This is a genomic window from Paraburkholderia sp. BL17N1, assembly GCF_003634175.1.
Taxonomy (GTDB): Bacteria; Pseudomonadota; Gammaproteobacteria; order Burkholderiales; family Burkholderiaceae; genus Paraburkholderia.
The window spans coordinates 2,402,282-2,420,642 of record NZ_RBIW01000001.1; the positions used below are offsets into that span (position 1 = coordinate 2,402,282).

Annotated in this window: 17 protein-coding genes; 15 read left to right on the forward strand and 2 right to left on the reverse strand. The window is 62.4% G+C overall.

Annotated features, from left to right (window positions below):
- Nucleotides 1-158: 158 nt before the first annotated feature.
- Nucleotides 159-806 carry an outer membrane protein OmpA gene (gene ompA, locus B0G82_RS10835; protein ID WP_012433983.1) on the reverse strand — a complete coding sequence of 216 codons (648 nt, stop codon included), beginning with the start codon at nt 804-806 and terminating at the stop codon, nt 159-161.
- A gap of 487 nt (nt 807-1,293) precedes the next feature.
- Between ompA and gyrA the strand changes: the two genes are divergently transcribed.
- Nucleotides 1,294-3,930: a DNA gyrase subunit A gene (gene gyrA / locus B0G82_RS10840; RefSeq protein WP_116118031.1), complete on the forward strand. Its 2,637-nt coding sequence runs from the start codon at nt 1,294-1,296 to the stop codon at nt 3,928-3,930.
- 123 nt (nt 3,931-4,053) lie between these two features.
- Nucleotides 4,054-4,656 carry a DUF2059 domain-containing protein gene (locus B0G82_RS10845; RefSeq protein WP_106283267.1) on the forward strand — a complete coding sequence of 201 codons (603 nt, stop codon included), beginning with the start codon at nt 4,054-4,056 and terminating at the stop codon, nt 4,654-4,656.
- Between the two features lie 6 nt (nt 4,657-4,662).
- Here B0G82_RS10845 and B0G82_RS39400 read toward each other — a convergent pair whose 3' ends face one another.
- Nucleotides 4,663-5,112: a hypothetical protein gene (locus B0G82_RS39400; protein WP_241974718.1), complete on the reverse strand. Its 450-nt coding sequence runs from the start codon at nt 5,110-5,112 to the stop codon at nt 4,663-4,665.
- Here B0G82_RS39400 and serC point away from each other — a divergent pair.
- The 13 genes from serC to rfaE1 all read left to right on the forward strand — a co-directional run bounded on the left by serC (nt 5,002) and on the right by rfaE1 (nt 18,352).
- A complete protein-coding gene (serC, locus tag B0G82_RS10850; protein WP_241974521.1) occupies nt 5,002-6,048 on the forward strand; it encodes a 3-phosphoserine/phosphohydroxythreonine transaminase in 1,047 nt (348 codons plus the stop codon). The two genes, B0G82_RS39400 and serC, sit on opposite strands and share 111 nt — an antisense overlap.
- A gap of 78 nt (nt 6,049-6,126) precedes the next feature.
- Nucleotides 6,127-7,209 carry a prephenate dehydratase gene (gene pheA, locus B0G82_RS10855; RefSeq protein ID WP_106283266.1) on the forward strand — a complete coding sequence of 361 codons (1,083 nt, stop codon included), beginning with the start codon at nt 6,127-6,129 and terminating at the stop codon, nt 7,207-7,209.
- Between the two features lie 78 nt (nt 7,210-7,287).
- Complete coding sequence (hisC, locus tag B0G82_RS10860; RefSeq protein ID WP_121307366.1) at nt 7,288-8,400, forward strand: histidinol-phosphate transaminase; 1,113 nt, start codon at nt 7,288-7,290, stop codon at nt 8,398-8,400.
- Between the two features lie 52 nt (nt 8,401-8,452).
- Complete coding sequence (locus B0G82_RS10865) at nt 8,453-9,394, forward strand: prephenate dehydrogenase/arogenate dehydrogenase family protein (protein WP_121307367.1); 942 nt, start codon at nt 8,453-8,455, stop codon at nt 9,392-9,394.
- 18 nt (nt 9,395-9,412) lie between these two features.
- Nucleotides 9,413-10,717, forward strand: a complete 1,305-nt coding sequence (gene aroA / locus B0G82_RS10870) for a 3-phosphoshikimate 1-carboxyvinyltransferase (protein WP_121307368.1) — start codon at nt 9,413-9,415, stop codon at nt 10,715-10,717.
- A 35-nt stretch (nt 10,718-10,752) separates the two neighbouring features.
- Nucleotides 10,753-11,439 (forward strand): (d)CMP kinase, encoded by a 687-nt coding sequence (cmk, locus tag B0G82_RS10875; RefSeq protein ID WP_116118029.1) that lies wholly within the window; start codon nt 10,753-10,755, stop codon nt 11,437-11,439.
- Between the two features lie 164 nt (nt 11,440-11,603).
- Nucleotides 11,604-13,337 carry a 30S ribosomal protein S1 gene (gene rpsA, locus B0G82_RS10880; RefSeq protein WP_121307369.1) on the forward strand — a complete coding sequence of 578 codons (1,734 nt, stop codon included), beginning with the start codon at nt 11,604-11,606 and terminating at the stop codon, nt 13,335-13,337.
- 21 nt (nt 13,338-13,358) lie between these two features.
- The gene (locus tag B0G82_RS10885; protein ID WP_012433973.1) at nt 13,359-13,682 is read left to right on the forward strand and encodes an integration host factor subunit beta; all 324 of its coding nucleotides are present in this window, start codon (nt 13,359-13,361) and stop codon (nt 13,680-13,682) included.
- A 147-nt stretch (nt 13,683-13,829) separates the two neighbouring features.
- Complete coding sequence (locus tag B0G82_RS10890) at nt 13,830-14,021, forward strand: hypothetical protein (protein WP_116139600.1); 192 nt, start codon at nt 13,830-13,832, stop codon at nt 14,019-14,021.
- 260 nt (nt 14,022-14,281) lie between these two features.
- Complete coding sequence (locus tag B0G82_RS10895; RefSeq protein WP_012433972.1) at nt 14,282-14,575, forward strand: LapA family protein; 294 nt, start codon at nt 14,282-14,284, stop codon at nt 14,573-14,575.
- 68 nt (nt 14,576-14,643) lie between these two features.
- Nucleotides 14,644-15,819, forward strand: coding sequence for a lipopolysaccharide assembly protein LapB (gene lapB, locus B0G82_RS10900; RefSeq protein ID WP_106283262.1), 1,176 nt, complete (start codon nt 14,644-14,646; stop codon nt 15,817-15,819).
- 156 nt (nt 15,820-15,975) lie between these two features.
- Entirely contained in the window at nt 15,976-17,379 is a 1,404-nt protein-coding gene (locus tag B0G82_RS10905; RefSeq protein WP_106283261.1) for a UDP-glucose/GDP-mannose dehydrogenase family protein, read from the forward strand.
- Nucleotides 17,345-18,352: a D-glycero-beta-D-manno-heptose-7-phosphate kinase gene (gene rfaE1, locus B0G82_RS10910; RefSeq protein ID WP_116139604.1), complete on the forward strand. Its 1,008-nt coding sequence runs from the start codon at nt 17,345-17,347 to the stop codon at nt 18,350-18,352. The genes B0G82_RS10905 and rfaE1 overlap by 35 nt, the downstream gene beginning before the upstream one ends.
- Nucleotides 18,353-18,361: the final 9 nt, after the last annotated feature.

Consider the following 18,361-nt stretch of genomic DNA (forward strand, 5'->3'; position numbering starts at 1 on the left):
GCTCGAGGATAAACCCTGAGTATATAGGTCGAGGGACTGGGCGGCAAAATGCCGCCCGCTCAAGGTCCGGGCCCGGTTCGGGATGCGGTGCCGAGCACCTCGCCGGACATAAAAAAAGCCCCGCCGAAGCGGGGCTTTGATACTGCGGTATTTGTAGCTTACTGCTTCGAAGTACCGACAACTTCGACTTCCACGCGACGATCCGGTGCGAGGCAGGCGATAAGTTGCTTGCGGTTCTTCTGATTGCAACCGGTCGTGACCGGGTTGCGCTTGCCCTTGCCTTCCGTATAGATACGGTTGGACTCGATGCCCTTGCTGACCAGGTATGCCTTCACAGCTTGAGCACGACGCAGCGACAGACGGTCGTTGTACTTGTCCGAACCGATGCGGTCCGTGTAACCCGTTGCGACGACGACTTCGAGGTTCAGCGCGCCGATCTTCGATGCCAGATCGTCCAGCTTTTCCTTGCCGGCCGGCTTCAGGATGGCCTTGTCGAAGTCGAACAGTGCGTCAGCTTGATACGTAATCTTCTGGCTCGTAATAGCCGGTGCAGGTGCGACCGGAGCCGGCGGAGTCGGAGCTTGAGCAACCAGAGCGCCATCGCACTTTGCGTTGGCCGTTGCCGGCGTCCAGAACGCATCGCGCCAGCACAGCTCATTCGTGCCGTTCATCCACACGTATTCGCCGGTACCATTCACCCAGTTGTCGTTCGTAGCTTGTCGCGACGCCGGCACCGACTGTGCCATGGCGGATGCAGCCATAACCGCGGTAGCTGCAATGAACGCGAGCTTTGAAAGTTTATTCATATTTCTCCTCTCGAAATTGAGATTACCGCAGGTTTACTGCGAGCCTGTTGACGAAGACAAGTCATACATTGCTCGAAGTATAACATCGGTGTAGAACAAAAAACGTGCTGTGTAGACTTCGAGCAGTGTCTAACTCTTTGTGCGTTGGCATTTTGCCATATCGTTCCCGTCCAACGATAAAAAAATCTGCCCCCGATCGAATCACCCTCCAATTGTGGTGCATGCGCAACAGAAGTAATCCTCTGGAGGCTCCGCCAGTCATGGCTGAGCGGCGAATTGCCCCACGCACGAATCGAGCCTGACCAGTCTCAAAAAAGGAGCGCCGACGAGCGCCTCGTGTGCACCCTACTAATAGGTATACGTACGTTCGTCGGGGGCGGATTCGCGGCATGTTAGAATCGCGTGATGCGTTGCGCCTGCAATGCTTACGCGAAGGCGCGGCGAATTGAAGTTAAGCCGTCGTCTTGGCACGTAAAAGATACGGATAATGGATCAATTCGCCAAAGAGACTCTGCCAATCTCCCTAGAGGAGGAAATGCGCCGTTCGTATCTCGATTACGCGATGAGCGTGATCGTGGGGCGTGCGCTTCCCGATGTTCGCGATGGCCTGAAGCCGGTGCACCGGCGCGTGCTGTACGCGATGCACGAACTGAACAACGACTGGAACCGGGCGTACAAGAAGTCGGCGCGTATTGTCGGCGACGTCATCGGTAAATATCACCCGCACGGCGATACGGCTGTTTACGACACCATCGTCCGGATGGCGCAAGACTTCTCGCTGCGCTACATGCTGGTGGACGGTCAGGGCAACTTCGGCTCGGTCGACGGCGACAACGCCGCGGCGATGCGGTACACCGAAATCCGCATGGCGAAGATCGGCCACGAACTGCTGGCCGACATTGACAAGGAAACGGTCGATTTCACGCCGAACTACGACGGCAGCGAAAACGAACCGGCCATCCTGCCGGCGCGCATTCCCAATCTTCTGATCAATGGCTCGTCGGGCATTGCCGTCGGCATGGCGACCAACATCCCGCCGCACAACCTCAACGAGGTTGTCGACGCGTGCCAGCATCTGCTCAAGAACCCGGAAGCCACGATCGACGAACTGATCGAGATCATTCCGGCACCCGACTTCCCGACCGCCGGCATCATCTACGGCGTGGCCGGCGTCCGCGACGGCTATCGCACCGGCCGCGGCCGCGTGGTGATGCGCGCGCTCACGCACTTCGAGGAAATCGACCGCGGTCAGCGTATGTCGATCATCGTCGACGAACTGCCGTACCAGGTGAACAAGCGCTCACTTCTGGAGCGCATCGCCGAGCTGGTCAACGAGAAGAAGCTCGAAGGCATCTCCGACATCCGCGACGAGTCCGACAAGAGCGGCATGCGCGTCGTGATCGAGCTCAAGCGCGGCGAAGTGCCGGAAGTCGTTCTGAACAATCTGTACAAGGCGACCCAGCTTCAGGACACCTTCGGCATGAACATGGTCGCGCTGGTCGACGGCCAGCCGAAGCTGCTGAATCTGAAGGAAATGCTGTCGTGCTTCCTGTCGCATCGCCGGGAAGTGCTGACGCGGCGCACTGTATACGAACTGCGCAAGGCGCGTGAACGCGGCCACGTGCTCGAAGGTCTGGCCGTTGCACTCGCCAACATCGACGAGTTCATCGCGATCATCAAGGCCGCGCCGACTCCGCCGATCGCCAAGCAGGAATTGATGGCGCGTCCGTGGGATTCGTCGCTGGTGCGCGAAATGTTGTCGCGCGCCGAGACGGAAAACGCGACGGCGGGAGGTCGCGAAGCCTATCGTCCTGACGGATTGAATCCGTCGTTCGGTATGCAGTCCGACGGCCTCTACCGTCTGTCCGACACCCAGGCTCAGGAAATTCTGCAGATGCGTCTGCAGCGCCTCACTGGCCTAGAGCAGGACAAGATCATCGGCGAGTACCGCGAAGTGATGGCGCAAATCGCCGACCTGCTGGACATTCTGGCTCGCCCGGAGCGCATTACGGCGATCATCGTCGACGAACTCACGTCCATTAAAGCCGAATTCGGCGACGCGCGCCGCTCGAAGATCGAGCTGAACGCCACCGAACTGAACACCGAAGACCTGATCACGCCGCAGGAAATGGTCGTGACCATGTCGCACGCCGGCTACGTGAAATCGCAGCCGCTGTCCGAATACAGCGCGCAGAAGCGTGGTGGCCGCGGCAAGCAGGCCACGGCCATGAAGGAAGACGACTGGATCGACACGCTGTTCATCGCGAACACGCACGATCACATTCTGTGCTTCTCGAATCGCGGCCGTGTCTACAGCGTGAAGGTTTATGAAGTGCCGCAAGGTTCGCGGAACTCGCGCGGCCGTCCGATCATCAATATCTTCCCGCTTCAGGAAGGCGAAAAGATTACGGTTGTTCTGCCGGTGAAGGAATTCTCGGCTGACAAGTTCGTCTTTATGGGCACCGCGTTAGGAACCGTAAAAAAGACGCCGCTTGAAGCCTTTGGCCGCGTGTTGCGCAAGGGTATTATTGCGGTCGGTCTGGATGACGGCGACTACCTGATCGGCGCCGCCATTACCGACGGCCAGCACGACGTGATGCTGTTCTCGGATTCCGGCAAGGCGGTTCGCTTCGACGAAAACGACGTGCGCCCGATGGGCCGCGAAGCGCGCGGCGTGCGGGGCATGCAGCTCGAGGAAGGTCAAAACGTGATCGCGCTGCTGGTGGCCGGCGACGAGCAGCAGTCGGTGCTCACCGCAACGGAAAACGGTTTCGGCAAGCGCACGCCGATCACCGAGTACACCCGTCATGGTCGCGGCACGAAGGGCATGATCGCGATCCAGACGTCGGAGCGTAACGGCCGAGTCGTGGCCGCGACGCTGGTGGATCAGGAAGCGCAGATCATGCTGATCACCAATACCGGCGTGCTGATCCGTACGCGGGTCTCGGAAATTCGAGAAATGGGACGCGCAACCCAAGGTGTTACACTCATCAGCCTTGACGAAGGGACCAAGCTTTCAGGTCTGCAACAGGTTGCTGAGGCCGAGGCAGAAAGTGATGCGGAAGGCGACGCCGAAGGTCCCGCAGAAGGTGACAACGGTGGCGAAGAGGGCGGTGCGGCCTGATTCGCATCAGCGCCTTACAGTCTCAGTGATTAGTTGAAAGCTGCGCCGGGAATAATGGCGTGTCGGGCTGATACGTGTCCCGCGCGGCTTGCTGCTCAAGTTCATTTCTATTAGGGAGTAATGATGCAAAAACGATTCAAACAACTGATGTTGCTGGCTGCCCTCGTGCCGACCTTTGCCATGGCTCAAGCGCTTCAGAGCTCGGCTCCGGCGGCTCCGGCTACTGCCGCAGCACCGGTTGATCCGGCCAAGCAGGCTGCAATCAAGGACCTGTTGGACGCAATCGACGCGCAGAAGCTCGTCGGTGCGATCGGCAACAGTGCCCAGATGCAAGCCAAGCAGCTGGTTCCGGCTATCCTGTCGGACGCATTGAGCGAAAACAAGACGATGACGGACAAGCAGAAGCAGGCTTCCGTCCCGACGCTGCAAAAGAATGCAGTGCCGAAGCTGGTTGACGGCGCAGGCCAGGTGTTCGCCACGGACAATTTCCGTCAGGACGCCATGCAAGCTCAGTACGACGCTTACGCGAAGTACTACAGCACGTCGGAAATCAAGGATCTGACGGCGTTCTACAAGAGCCCGACCGGCCGCAAGTTCATCCAGGTGCAAGACCAGGTTGGCCGCGACGTCGTGAACGGCTTGATGCAAAAGTACATGCCGCAATCGATCAAGGCAACGCGTGACCAGGCCGACAAGGAAGTCGCTTCGGTCAAGCCGGCCAAGTAAGTCTGGTCAACAGACAAAAGGTCGAAAGGCCGCGCTGACATCGCGCCGGCCGCCGCCCGGCAGGTTCGCCTCGTAGGCTGTATGGCGCGCCGGGTTTGGCGGCATTGCGTTGACAATGCGATAATGGCCGTTTGCGCACACGCGCAGACGGCCATTTTCTTTTTCGGCGCGAAATGGTCTGAAATCCGCGTCAGAAAATCGCGCCGGCAAAATTGCGTGGTCAGCGTCGTGGCGGTTGTTTCCTCGGCTGCCAACTTCGCCGATCTTTGCGCGCTCTTCTTTTTTTGCGCCTGCTTCCAGGATCTCACGATGCGCGTCTTTAATTTCTCCGCCGGCCCTGCGGCCATGCCCGAAGAAGTGCTGCGTCAAGCCGCCGACGAAATGCTCGATTGGCAAGGCAGCGGCATGAGCGTGATGGAAATGAGCCATCGCGGCAAAGAGTTCATGTCGATCCACGAGGAAGCGCTCGTCGATTTGCGCGACTTGCTCGACGTGCCGGCAAGCCATCGCATTCTGTTCCTGCAAGGCGGTGGTCTCGGCGAGAACGCAATCGTACCGATGAATCTGATGGGCGCGAAGCCGCGCGCGGATTTCGTCGTGACGGGTTCCTGGTCGCAGAAGTCGTTCAAGGAAGCGCAGAAGTACGGCACCGCGCATCTGGCGGCGAGCGGTCATACGGCGGACGGTTTCACACGCGCCCCCGCCCGCTCGGAATGGAAACTGTCGGACGACCCGGCTTACGTGCATCTGTGCACGAACGAGACGATCCACGGCGTCGAGACATTCGAGATTCCCGATCTCGGCGATATTCCGCTGGTGGCCGACGCCTCGTCGCACATCCTGTCGCGTCCCATGGACATCGCCAAATACGGCGTGCTGTTCGGCGGCGCGCAGAAAAACATCGGCATGGCCGGCGTGACGGTGGTGATCGTGCGCGAGGACATGCTGAATCGCGCGCAATCGATCTGCCCGTCGGCGTTCGAATGGAAGACCGTCGCCGAGAACAATTCGATGTACAACACGCCACCCACTTATGCGATCTACATCGCCGGGCTGGTGTTCAAGTGGTTGAAGAAGCAGGGCGGCCTCGCCGCGATCGAAGCGCGTAATGTCGAGAAGTCGAAACTGCTGTACGACGCGATCGACTCGAGCAGCTTCTATCTGAACAAGGTCGAACGTGGCTCGCGCTCGCGGATGAACGTACCGTTCTTCCTCGCGGACGAGTCGCGCAACGAGGATTTCCTGGCCGGCGCGAAAGCGCGGGGAATGGTGCAGCTGAAGGGCCACAAGTCCGTCGGCGGCATGCGGGCGTCGATTTATAACGCCGTCCCGCTCGAGGGCGTCAAAGCGCTTGTCGAATACATGAAGGAATTCGAACAGCGCAGCGCCTGAGCCACACTGGCTAGCAGGCGCGCGCATCCTTTCCAGCACGCATTTTTGCAGCAGCTACCGGCAAGGCCGTTTTCACGCATGGACGACGAACTCAATACCCGACTCAAACCGCTTCGCGAACGCATCGACGCGCTCGACGCGCAGTTGATCGCGCTTCTCAATCAGCGCGCCGCCGTGGCGCTCGAAGTGGGCGAGGTCAAGAAGCATTTCAACGCGCCGGTGTTTCGCCCCGAGCGCGAGCAACAGGTGATCGCGCGCCTGCAGGACATGAGCGAGGGGCCGCTCGCGAGCGAGCATATCAGCGCGATCTGGCGCGAGATCATGGCCGCGAGCCGCGCGCTCGAGAAGACGATCAAGGCCGCGTATCTCGGCCCGGTCGGCACTTATAGCGAACAGGCGATGCATGAGTACTTCGGTCAGTCGATCGAAGGTCTGCCATGTCCGTCGATCGACGAAGTGTTCCGTTCGGTCGAAGCCGGCGCCGCGGAATTCGGCGTCGTGCCGGTCGAGAATTCGACCGAAGGCGCCGTGTCGCGCACGCTCGATCTGCTGCTGCAAACGCAACTCACGATCGGCGGCGAGCTGGCTTTGCCGATTCACCACAATCTGTTGACGCTGAACGGCGGGCTCACCGGCGTGACGCGCGTGTGCGCGCATGCGCAGGCGCTCGCCCAGTGCCAGCGCTGGCTGTCGACCAACGCGCCGCATCTCGAACGCCAGGCGGTGTCGAGCAACGCGGAAGCGGCGCGCATGGCAGCGGAAGATCCGAGCGTGGCGGCGATCGCCGGCGATCGCGCGGCGACCCATTACGGCCTGCAAGTCGCGTATGCGTTGATTCAGGACGATCCGCACAACCGCACCCGCTTCGTGATGATCGGCAAGCAGCCGGCCGGTCCGAGCGGTTACGACCAGACGTCGCTGATCGTGTCGGTCGTCAACGAACCGGGCGCGATGGTCAAACTGCTGGAACCGCTGGCGCGTCACAGCGTGTCCATGACGCGCTTCGAATCGCGCCCGGCGCGCGTCGGCACGTGGGAGTACTACTTCTACATCGACGTCGAAGGCCATCGCGACGATCCGGCGGTCGCCGCCGCGCTCGCCGAACTTGGCGAGAAGGCCGCGTTCCTGAAGATTCTGGGCTCGTATCCACGCGCCCGCTAATGATATTCGCGCGGCGGCCCGCGGCATCACGCAGCGGCCGTCGCGCCTTCAATTACTCATAGTCGTTCGGAGATTTTCATGACAGCGCCTTTCGGTCCTTCCTACGTGCGCGCGATTGCGCCTTACACTGCAGGCAAACCGATTTCGGAAGTGGCCCGCGAGTTCGGTCTGGACGAAGCGACCATCGTGAAACTCGCATCGAACGAAAATCCGCTCGGCATGCCGGAGTCGGCGCAACGCGCCATGGCGCGGGCCGCAAGCGAACTGGGCCGCTACCCGGACGCAAATGCGTTCGAATTGAAGGCTGCGCTGAGCGAGCGTTACGGCGTGCCGCCCGATTGGGTCACGCTCGGTAACGGCAGCAACGACATCCTGGAAATCGCCGCGCACGCGTTCGTGGAAAAGGGTCAGTCGATCGTTTATGCACAGTACTCGTTCGCGGTTTACGCGTTGGCCACGCAAGGCCTGGGTGCGCGCGCGATCGTCGTGCCGGCTGTTAAATATGGTCACGACCTCGACGCGATGCTCGCCGCCGTCACCGACGACACGCGCCTGATTTTCGTCGCCAATCCGAACAACCCGACCGGCACATTCATCGAAGGCCCGAAGCTCGAGGCGTTTCTCGACAAGGTGCCGCGCCACGTGGTCATCGTGCTGGACGAGGCGTACACGGAATATCTGCCGGAAGAAAAGCGCTACGACGCGATCGCGTGGGTGCGCCGCTATCCGAATCTGCTGGTGTCGCGCACGTTTTCGAAGGCTTTCGGTCTTGCGGGTCTGCGCGTGGGTTTCGCGATCGCGCAACCTGAGCTGACCGATTTGCTGAATCGCGTGCGTCAGCCGTTCAACGTGAACACGCTCGCGCAAGCCGCGGCGATAGCCGCGCTGAACGATAAAGCGTTTCTGGAAAAGAGCGCCGCGCTGAATGCGCAAGGCTATCGCCGTCTGACCGAAGCGTTCGACAAGCTCAACCTGGATTATGTGCCGTCGCACGGCAACTTCGTGCTGGTGCGCGTCGGCAACGACGACGCGGCCGGCAACCGCGTCAACCTCGAATTGCTGAAACAAGGCGTGATCGTGCGTCCGGTCGGCAACTACGGTTTGCCGCAGTGGCTGCGCATCACGATCGGCCTGCCGGAAGAAAACGAAGCATTCATTGCGGCGCTCGAAAAGACGCTCGCCGCCGCGTAAGCGGTAACCCTGGACCCGCGCGCCTCGTCGGCATGAAAGGCGCGCTTTATTTGTGACCGACGTGGCCGCGTTTTCATTTAACAAGCTGGTAATTTTCGGTGTCGGCCTGATCGGCGGATCGCTCGCGCGTGCGCTGCGCGAACGTGGCGAGGCCGATGGCGCGCGCAAGGTGATCGGTGTGGGGCGTTCGTCCGCGTCGACTGAGCGTGCTCTGGAACTGGGTGTGATCGACGGCACGGCCGCGCTAAACGACGACGCCGCGCTCAGTGAAGCGCTTCGTGGCGCCGACTTCGTGCTGCTGGCCGCGCCCGTTGCGCAGACGCAGCCGCTGCTCGAACGCATCGCGCCGTTCCTCGATGCCGCGACGATCGTCACCGACGCCGGCAGCACCAAGTCGGACGTGGTCGCCGCAGCCCGGGCGGCGCTTGGCGCACGCATCGGCCAGTTCGTGCCGGGGCATCCGATCGCCGGCCGCGAAGCCAGCGGCGTGGAAGCAGCCTTGCCTGATCTGTATGTCGGCCGCAATGTGGTGTTGTGCCCGCTGCCTGAGAATGCGCCGGCAGACGTGGACCGCGTCGCGGCGATGTGGCGCGCCACCGGCGCGCTCGTGCGCAACATGGCGCCCGAGCAGCACGACCGCGTGTTCGCGTCGGTCAGCCATTTGCCGCACGTGCTCTCGTTCGCGCTGGTCGAACAGATTCTCAATTCGCCCGACGCCGCGCTGAAATTCTCGTTCGCCGCGGGCGGTTTCCGCGACTTCACGCGCATTGCCGCGTCGAGCCCGGAAATGTGGCGTGACGTGTGCGTCGCCAACCGCGTCGCGTTGCTCGACGAACTCGACGCCTACACGGCCGTGCTCGCGCGTCTGCGCGCGGCCATCGAAGCCGCCGACGGCGCCGCCCTCGAAGCCGTGTTCGCGCGCTCGCGCGTGGCGCGCACCGAATGGCAGGAACAGCGCGCGGCCGGCGTCGCGAATAGCGACGCGTCGAAATAACCGGAACTGGACTCAATCATGGAATTCCTCGATCTCGGACCGTTTTCCCGCGCGTCCGGCACGATTCGTCTGCCTGGCTCGAAGAGCATTTCGAACCGGGTGCTGCTGCTCGCCGCGCTCGCCGAAGGCGAGACGACGATCACGAATCTGCTCGACTCCGACGACACCCGCGTGATGCTCGACGCGCTCGAAAAGCTCGGCGTGCGTCTGAAGCGCGACGGCGACACCTGCGTCGTGACCGGCACGCGCGGCGCGTTCACGGCGCGCACGGCTGATCTGTTTCTCGGCAACGCCGGCACGGCGGTGCGTCCGCTGACGGCGGCGCTGGCGGTCAACGGGGGCGACTATCGCATTCACGGCGTGCCGCGCATGCACGAGCGTCCGATCGGCGATCTGGTCGACGGACTGCGCCAGCTTGGCGCGAAGATCGACTACGAAGAGAACGATGGCTATCCGCCGCTGCGGATTCGCCCGGGGCGGATCAACGCCGACGCGCCCATCACCGTGCGCGGCGACGTGTCGAGCCAGTTCCTGACCTCGCTGCTCATGACGCTGCCGCTTCTGCGCACCGAAAGCGGCGTGAGCACCGTGCAGATGGATGGCGAACTGATTTCGAAGCCGTACATCGAGATCACGATCAAGCTGATGGAGCGCTTCGGCATCAAGGTCGAGCGCCATGGCTGGCATCAGTTCGTGGTGCCGGCGGGGCAGCGGTATCAGTCGCCGGGCACGATCATGGTGGAGGGCGATGCGTCGTCCGCTTCGTATTTCCTCGCGGCCGGCGCGCTCGGCGGCGGCCCGCTGAAAGTGGAGGGCGTCGGCCGGGCCAGCATCCAGGGCGACGTCGGCTTTGCCGATGCGCTCATCAAGATGGGCGCGAACCTGCAGATGGGCGACGACTGGATTGAAGTGCGCGGCGTCGGCCATGACAGCGGCAAGCTCGAACCGATCGACATGGACTGCAACCTGATTCCCGATGCCGCGATGACGATCGCCGTCGCGGCGCTGTTCGCGGACGGCGCGACCACGCTGCGCAATATCGCCAGCTGGCGCGTGAAGGAAACCGACCGCCTCGCCGCGATGGCGACGGAGCTGCGCAAGGTCGGCGCCAAGGTGCAGGAAGGCGAGGATTACATCGTTATCGAACCGCCAGAAAAGCTGACTCCGAACGCCGCAATCGACACTTACGACGATCATCGCATGGCCATGTGCTTCTCTCTGGTGAGCCTCGGCGGCGTGCCGGTGCGGATCAACGATCCGAAGTGCGTCGGCAAGACGTTTCCCGATTATTTCGAGCGCTTTACCGCGCTCGCCCAACCCTGATTCGATTTCGAATCGACTGACGTGCGACTTTTTCGATGAAACCGACCCGTCCCTTTCACCAGACGCCCGTCATTACGATCGACGGCCCGAGTGCCTCCGGCAAAGGCACCGTGGCCGCGCTGGTGGCCGCGAGCCTCGGCTTCCACTTGCTGGACAGCGGCGCGCTGTACCGTCTCGCCGCGCTCGCGAGCCTGCGCTACGACATCGCGGCCGACGACGCCGACGCCCTTGTAAAACTGATCGACGACCTGCACATCACCTTTCGCGAGGGACTGGCGCAGCTCGACGGCGTCGACGTTTCGGCCGAGATTCGCGCCGAGGAAGTCGGCGCCCGCGCTTCCGCGATCGCCGTGCACGCGCCGGTGCGCACCGCACTGGTGGCGCGACAGCGGGCTTTCCGTAAGGAACCGGGGCTGGTCGCGGACGGCCGCGACATGGGCACGGTGATCTTCCAGGACGCCGTGCTGAAGGTGTTCATGACAGCCAGCGTGGAGGCCCGCGCGGCGCGCCGGCATAAGCAATTGATCCAAAAAGGATTTTCTGCTAATATAGATGACTTGCTCCGGGATTTGCGTGAGCGCGATGAGCGTGACAGTCAGCGCGCAGCCGCGCCACTCAAGCCCGCGGCGGATGCAAAGCTGCTTGATACCTCGGCATTGTCGGTCGACCAGGCGGTCGAGCAAGTGGTGCAGTGGTATGAAGCTTTAGTCCCGCATGCCTGATGAAAGTACGCGTTGTGCTTCAGGCGTGGGCGCAGTAGAAGTCCGTTGTCAGTAGGTGCTTTGCGATCGTCGTGAAGCGTTGTGTTTAACCCTATAACCCCGCGTGGCATTCGCACTCTAGCCGAAATTGCTGACCGTCCGGCCAGCCGGGCACCGCGAGAACCATGCAAATTTTGATTTTTATGTCCGACCTGCAAACCTCTACCCCGAATACCGAATCTTTTGCGGCTCTGTTCGAAGAGTCGCTGACCAAGCAAGACATGCGCGCCGGCGAAGTGATCTCCGCCGAAGTCGTGCGTGTTGACCACAACTTCGTGGTCGTCAACGCTGGTCTCAAGTCCGAAGCCTACATCCCGCTCGAAGAGTTCCTGAACGACGCGGGCGAGGTAGAAGTGCAGGCGGGCGACTTCGTTTCCGTCGCGATCGACGCGCTGGAAAACGGCTATGGCGACACGATCCTGTCGCGCGACAAGGCTAAGCGCCTCGCTTCGTGGCTGTCGCTGGAAAAGGCTCTCGACAACAACGAACTCGTGACCGGCACGATCACGGGCAAGGTTAAGGGCGGCATGACCGTCATGGTCAACGGCATCCGCGCGTTCCTGCCGGGTTCGCTGGTCGACACGCGTCCGGTCAAGGACACGACCCCGTACGAAGGCAAGACGCTGGAATTCCGCGTCATCAAGCTCGACCGCAAGCGTAACAACGTCGTGCTGTCGCGCCGTGCTGTGATCGAAGCGACCCAAGGCGAAGAGCGCGCAAAGCTGCTCGAAACGCTGAAGGAAGGCGCGATCGTGGAAGGCGTGGTGAAGAACATCACGGATTACGGCGCGTTCGTGGACCTCGGCGGTATCGACGGCCTGCTGCACATCACCGACATCGCATGGCGTCGTGTGCGTCACCCGAGCGAAGTGCTGTCGGTTGGCCAGGAAGTCACCGCGAAGATCCTCAAGTTCGATCAAGAGAAGAACCGCGTTTCGCTGGGTATCAAGCAACTGGGCGACGATCCGTGGGAAGGCATCTCGCGCCGTTACCCGTCGGGCACGCGCCTGTTCGGTAAGGTCACCAACATCACCGACTACGGCGCATTCGTCGAAGTCGAATCGGGCATCGAAGGCCTGGTTCACGTGTCGGAAATGGACTGGACGAACAAGAACGTTGCACCGTCGAAGGTTGTGCAACTGGGCGACGAAGTCGAAGTCATGGTTCTGGAAATCGACGAAGACCGCCGCCGTATCAGCCTCGGCATGAAGCAATGCAAGCCGAACCCGTGGGACGACTTCAGCCGCAACTTCAAGAAGGGCGACAAGCTGCAAGGCGCAATCAAGTCCATTACGGACTTCGGCGTCTTCATCGGTCTGCCGGGCGGCATCGACGGTCTGGTTCACCTGTCGGACCTGTCGTGGTCGGAAACGGGCGAAGAAGCAGTTCGCAAGTACAAGAAGGGCGACGAAGTGGAAGCGATCGTTCTCGGCATCGACGTCGAGAAGGAACGCATCTCGCTGGGCATCAAGCAGCTCGAAGGCGACCCGTTCAGCAACTTCGTTGCCATGAACGACAAGGGTTCGATCGTCGACGGCGTGGTCAAGGCGGTGGACGCGAAGGGTGCAGTGGTTCAGCTGTCGGCGGAAGTCGAAGGCTACCTGCGTGCTTCGGAAATCGCACAAGACCGCGTGGAAGATGCTCGCAACGTGCTGAAGGAAGGCGACAAGGTCAACGCGATGATCATCAACATCGATCGCAAGTCGCGTGGCATCAACCTGTCGATCAAGGCCAAGGATTCGGCTGAGCAACAGGAAGCGATTCGTGGCCTGGCTTCGTCGGACTCGAGCTCGGCTGCCACCGGCACGACGAACCTCGGCGCGCTGCTGAAGGCCAAGCTCGACGGCCAGAACCAGTAAGTCTGAGAGGTCTGCTGCAGTATGACCAAATCGGAATTGGTCGCCCAACTGGCTGCGCGATTTCCGCAACTTGTCCTTAAAGATGCGGATTTCGCGGTGAAGACGATGCTCGATGCGATGTCGGAGGCACTTGCCAACGGTCACCGCATCGAAATTCGCGGCTTCGGCAGCTTCGGCCTTAACCGCCGTCCCTCCCGCGTCGGGCGTAATCCGAAGTCGGGCGAGAAGGTGCTGGTACCTGAGAAGTACGTACCGCACTTCAAGCCGGGCAAGGAGTTGCGTGAACGGGTAGATCGTCGCGCGGGTGAGCCGTTGAAGGCCGAAGAGCCGGATGACGACCTGTAAATGCTTCGCTGTGCCGTTTGCAGCGTGGCATTGGTAGCGTCAGCGGCCAAAGCCAGTCGGCAAAAGACCAGAAAAAGCGCCTTCGGGCGTTTTTTTTCGCCTGTATGTTGGCGTTTTGCTCGGCGGCGTGTCGCCCGGGGCCGGCGCGTGGCCGACAAGCGTGGCGCGCGAGCACGCCCGCAGCTCGTGTTCATGCGTAACGCGCAACTGCAGCAAGGCTTGCGCGGCGGCACACGTACCGCGAGCGCGCAAGCCGGCGTGGCAAACACGTACGGCGCGCGAACGGGCGGACAGACGCCCTCGCAGGCAAGCAAGGCCCACCGCACGCCGCCACGATGATCCGCATGCAAGCACCGCGCTGCCTGCAAGCACGCAAGCCGGCACGGCCCGCGAACACAGCCGCTGAGCGCTAACCCACCGCCGCACCCGCTCACCTACCGCCCAAACAAGACAACCTCCCATAACCCCTCAATCCCCCACTTCCTGCCCAGCCGCGAGGGCTTCAATTACAATACGGGTCACTTCGGCGCGGGCAACACCGTGGCGCGACGCGTCATCAAGCCGGCGTCACCCCGCAACTGCCGTCAAGAGACCTATTCATGAAATTTATCGTCTGGCTGATCCGTGTGCTGGTGTTCGTGCTGCTGCTGGTGCTGGCGCTCGCCAATACACAACCTGCTACGCTGAATTTCCTCGCCGGCTACGCATGGTCGGCGCCGTTGATCCTGATCGGCCTCGCGTTCTTCGTGGTGGGGCTGCTGGCCGGGCTGGTGTCGTCGATGCCGGCCATGCTGCGCTTGCGCATGGAAAATGGCCGGCTCAAGCGCGAGTTGCGGGTGGCGCGCGAAACCCCGGTCGTGGTCGAACAACCGCCTATGCCGCCGCTGATCTGAATGCCTTGCGCCGCGCGTTTTGAACGCGGCTTTCCGTCTTCGCTTTCCCGCACATTTGCATTAATCGCATGGATCTAGACTTCTGGTGGCTGCTCGTCATACCCGTCGCGTTCGCGTTCGGCTGGATGGCCGCGCGCTACGACCTCAAGACGCTGCTGTCCGAAAGCGCCAACCTGCCGCGCTCGTATTTTCGCGGCCTGAATTTCCTGCTCAACGAGCAGCCGGACCAGGCGATCGACGCGTTCATCGAAGTGGTCAAGCTCGATCCGGAAACAGTCGAGTTGCACTTCGCGTTGGGTAATCTGTTCCGGCGCCGCGGCGAAACGGATCGCGCGATTCGCGTGCACCAGAACCTGTTGAGCCGCGCCGACCTGCCGGTCAGCGAGCGCGATCATGCGCTTTACGAGTTGGGGCAAGACTTCCTGAAGGCGGGCCTACTCGATCGCGCGGAAGAAACGTTCCGCTCGCTCGAAACCGGCGACTACGCGTTGGGCGCACAGCGCGCGCTCCTCACCATCTACGAAATCGAGAAGGACTGGGTCAAGTCGATCGACACCGCCCGTCATCTGGAAACGATGGGCGCCGAGTCGCTCGATAAGGAAATCGCGCAATTCCACTGCGAACTCGCCCAGGAAGCGCTACAACAGAAGAAGCCGGACGAAGCCCGCCGGCAGCTCGGCTTCGCGCTGAAGGCGAACCCCACCAACGTACGTGCCACGATCCTGTTCGGCGACGTCGACGCGGCCGGCGGCGCGCAGGAAGCGGCCATCGCCCAATGGCGTCGGGTGGAGGAGCAGAATCCGGCCTATCTGCCGCTGGTCGCGGAAAAGCTGATGAAGGCCTACGAGGCGCTCGGCCGCCCGCAAGATGGCGCCGATCTGCTGACCACGTGGGTGGACCGCTATCCGACCAACGATCTGCTCGATGTCGCCTATCAGCACGTCGCATCGCTGCGCGGACCTGACGCCGCCCACGCGCTGGCGCGCTCGCAAATGCAGAAGTCGCCGAACCTGGCGGGCATGACGCGGCTGCTCGAGGCGCAGCAAGCCGTCGCGGAAGAACCGCGGCGCAGCGAACTCGAACTGATGCGCACGCTGATCCGTCAGCGCACCAAAAATCTGCCACGGTATACGTGCCAGAATTGCGGTTTCAGGGCGCGGCTTTTCTACTGGCAGTGCCCGGGTTGCAGCGGGTGGGAAACCTATGCGCCGCGCCGCGTCGAGCCGATCACCGCATCGAACTGATGCTCGCGCGGCAACGACGGCGATGCCGGTTTCCGGCGCGCGGTCGCGCCGACGCCCGGCGTATGGCAACCGCCTCTGCGCGGGCGGATTTCGCAATGTGTTTCTGACCGGCTTCATCGCCGGGAATCCTCACCGGAACCCTCTACCGGAAAGCGTATGAAAATCACCATTATCGGCACGGGCTATGTGGGTCTTGTCACTGGCGCGTGTCTCGCCGAGATCGGTCACGACGTTTTCTGTCTCGACGTCGATCCGCGCAAGATCGAAATCCTCAACAGCGGCGGCGTGCCGATCCACGAGCCCGGTTTGCAGGAGATGATCGCCCGCACGCGCGCGGCACGCCGCATCACGTTTTCCACGGATGTCGAAGCCAGTGTCGCGCACGGCGACGTGCAGTTCATCGCGGTCGGTACGCCGCCGGACGAAGACGGCTCGGCCGATCTGCAATACGTGCTCGAAGCGGCCCGCAATATCGGCCGCACGATGAACGGCTTCAAGGTGATCGTCGACAAGTCGACGGTGCCGGTCGGCACCGCGCAGCGCGTGCGTACGGTGGTCGAAGAGGAGCTGGCTAAACGCGGGCTCGCCGCCAGCGCGCAGCATCGTTTCTCGGTGGTGTCCAACCCCGAGTTCCTGAAGGAAGGCGCGGCGGTTGACGACTTCATGCGCCCGGACCGCATCGTGATCGGCATTGACGAAGACGAACCCGGCATGCGCGCACGTGAACTGATGAAGCGTCTGTACGCGCCGTTCAACCGCAATCACGAACGCACTTTGTACATGGATGTGCGCTCGGCCGAGTTCACGAAATACGCCGCCAACGCCATGCTCGCCACGCGCATCTCGTTCATGAACGAGATGTCGAATCTGGCCGACCGCGTCGGCGCGGATATCGAAGCGGTGCGCCGCGGCATCGGCTCGGATCCGCGGATCGGCTATCACTTCCTGTACGCCGGCTGCGGCTACGGCGGCTCGTGCTTCCCGAAGGACGTGCAGGCGCTGATCCGCACGGCGAGCGAGAGCGGCCACAATCTGCGCATCCTCGAAGCGGTCGAGGAAGTGAATCACAAGCAGAAAGACGTGCTGGTGCACAAGATCACAAGCAAGCTCGGCGACGATCTGAGCGGCCGCACGTTCGCCGTGTGGGGCCTCGCATTCAAGCCGAATACCGATGACATGCGCGAGGCGCCGAGCCGTCGCCTGATCTCGGAACTGCTGGCGCGCGGCGCCCAGGTGCGCGCGTACGATCCGGTCGCGGTGACCGAAGCGCGCCGCGTGTTCGCCATGGACCTGCACGACGCACCGGACCAGTTCGCGCGTCTCACTTTCACGGCTACGCAGGACGAAACGCTCACCGGCGCCGACGCCCTCGTGATCGTGACCGAATGGAAAGAATTCAAGAGCCCGGATTTCGTTCATCTGAAATCGGTGCTGAAGTCGCCGCTGATTTTCGACGGCCGCAACCTGTATGAACCGGACGCGATGACCGAACTCGGCATCGACTACCACTCGATTGGACGCCCTTATGCCCAACCCTCTGAACTTCCGGCCGTTGCCTGAGACCGCGCCGGGCGCCGTGCCGAGCACGCCCGCACCGCAGCTCACGGTAGTGCCGCGCGAACAGCTCGCCGCCGCGCGCGTGCTGGTGGTGGGCGACGTCATGCTCGATCGCTACTGGTTTGGAGACGTGAACCGCATTTCGCCGGAAGCGCCCGTGCCGGTCGTGCACGTGCAGCGTCAGGAAGACCGTCTCGGCGGCGCGGCGAACGTCGCGCGCAATGCGGTCGCGCTCGGCGCGCAAGCCGGCTTGCTGTGCGTGGTCGGCCATGACGAACCCGGCGAGCGCATCGTGCAACTGCTCGACGAAAGCGGCGTGAAGCCGCACCTCGAACGCGATCCGGCGCTGCTCACCACGATCAAGCTGCGTGTGCTGTCGCGCCAGCAACAGTTGCTGCGCGTCGACTTCGAGAACTCGCCGGCGCACGAAGTGCTGCTCGCGGGTCTCGCGCGATTCGATGAACTGCTGCCCTCGCACGACGTGATTCTCATGTCCGACTACGCGAAGGGCGGCCTGACCCACGTCACGCAGATGATCGCGAAGGCGCACGCGGTGGGCAAGCCGGTGCTGGTCGATCCGAAGGGCGACGACTGGGAACGCTATCGCGGCGCCACGCTGATCACGCCGAACCGCGCCGAATTGCGGGAAGTGGTCGGCCAGTGGAAATCGGAAGAAGATCTGATCGCGCGCGTGACGAAGCTGCGCGCCGATCTGCAGTTCAAGGCGCTGCTGCTCACGCGTTCGGAAGAGGGCATGACGCTCTTCTCGGACGACGGCATCCTGCACGCCTCGGCGGTTGCGCGCGAAGTGTATGATGTCTCGGGCGCGGGCGACACCGTGATCGCCACGCTCGCCGCCATGCTCGGCGCGGGTCTCACGCTGGTCGAGGCGGTCGGGCTCGCGAATCGCGCGGCCGGCATCGTGGTCGGCAAACTCGGCACCGCCACCGTCGACTACGACGAACTTTTTCACTGATGCGGCCCG

Coding starts and splice junctions, on each gene's coding strand:
- ompA (WP_012433983.1), bottom strand. CDS start 806: ATGAATAAACTTTCAAAGCTCGCGTTCATTGCAGCTACCGCGGTTATG.
- pheA (WP_106283266.1), top strand. CDS start 6,127: ATGGACGACGAACTCAATACCCGACTCAAACCGCTTCGCGAACGCATC.
- B0G82_RS10845 (WP_106283267.1), top strand. CDS start 4,054: ATGCAAAAACGATTCAAACAACTGATGTTGCTGGCTGCCCTCGTGCCG.
- aroA (WP_121307368.1), top strand. CDS start 9,413: ATGGAATTCCTCGATCTCGGACCGTTTTCCCGCGCGTCCGGCACGATT.
- B0G82_RS10885 (WP_012433973.1), top strand. CDS start 13,359: ATGACCAAATCGGAATTGGTCGCCCAACTGGCTGCGCGATTTCCGCAA.
- B0G82_RS10895 (WP_012433972.1), top strand. CDS start 14,282: ATGAAATTTATCGTCTGGCTGATCCGTGTGCTGGTGTTCGTGCTGCTG.
- B0G82_RS10905 (WP_106283261.1), top strand. CDS start 15,976: ATGAAAATCACCATTATCGGCACGGGCTATGTGGGTCTTGTCACTGGC.
- lapB (WP_106283262.1), top strand. CDS start 14,644: ATGGATCTAGACTTCTGGTGGCTGCTCGTCATACCCGTCGCGTTCGCG.
- rpsA (WP_121307369.1), top strand. CDS start 11,604: ATGCAAATTTTGATTTTTATGTCCGACCTGCAAACCTCTACCCCGAAT.
- cmk (WP_116118029.1), top strand. CDS start 10,753: ATGAAACCGACCCGTCCCTTTCACCAGACGCCCGTCATTACGATCGAC.
- rfaE1 (WP_116139604.1), top strand. CDS start 17,345: ATGCCCAACCCTCTGAACTTCCGGCCGTTGCCTGAGACCGCGCCGGGC.
- serC (WP_241974521.1), top strand. CDS start 5,002: ATGCCCGAAGAAGTGCTGCGTCAAGCCGCCGACGAAATGCTCGATTGG.
- hisC (WP_121307366.1), top strand. CDS start 7,288: ATGACAGCGCCTTTCGGTCCTTCCTACGTGCGCGCGATTGCGCCTTAC.
- gyrA (WP_116118031.1), top strand. CDS start 1,294: ATGGATCAATTCGCCAAAGAGACTCTGCCAATCTCCCTAGAGGAGGAA.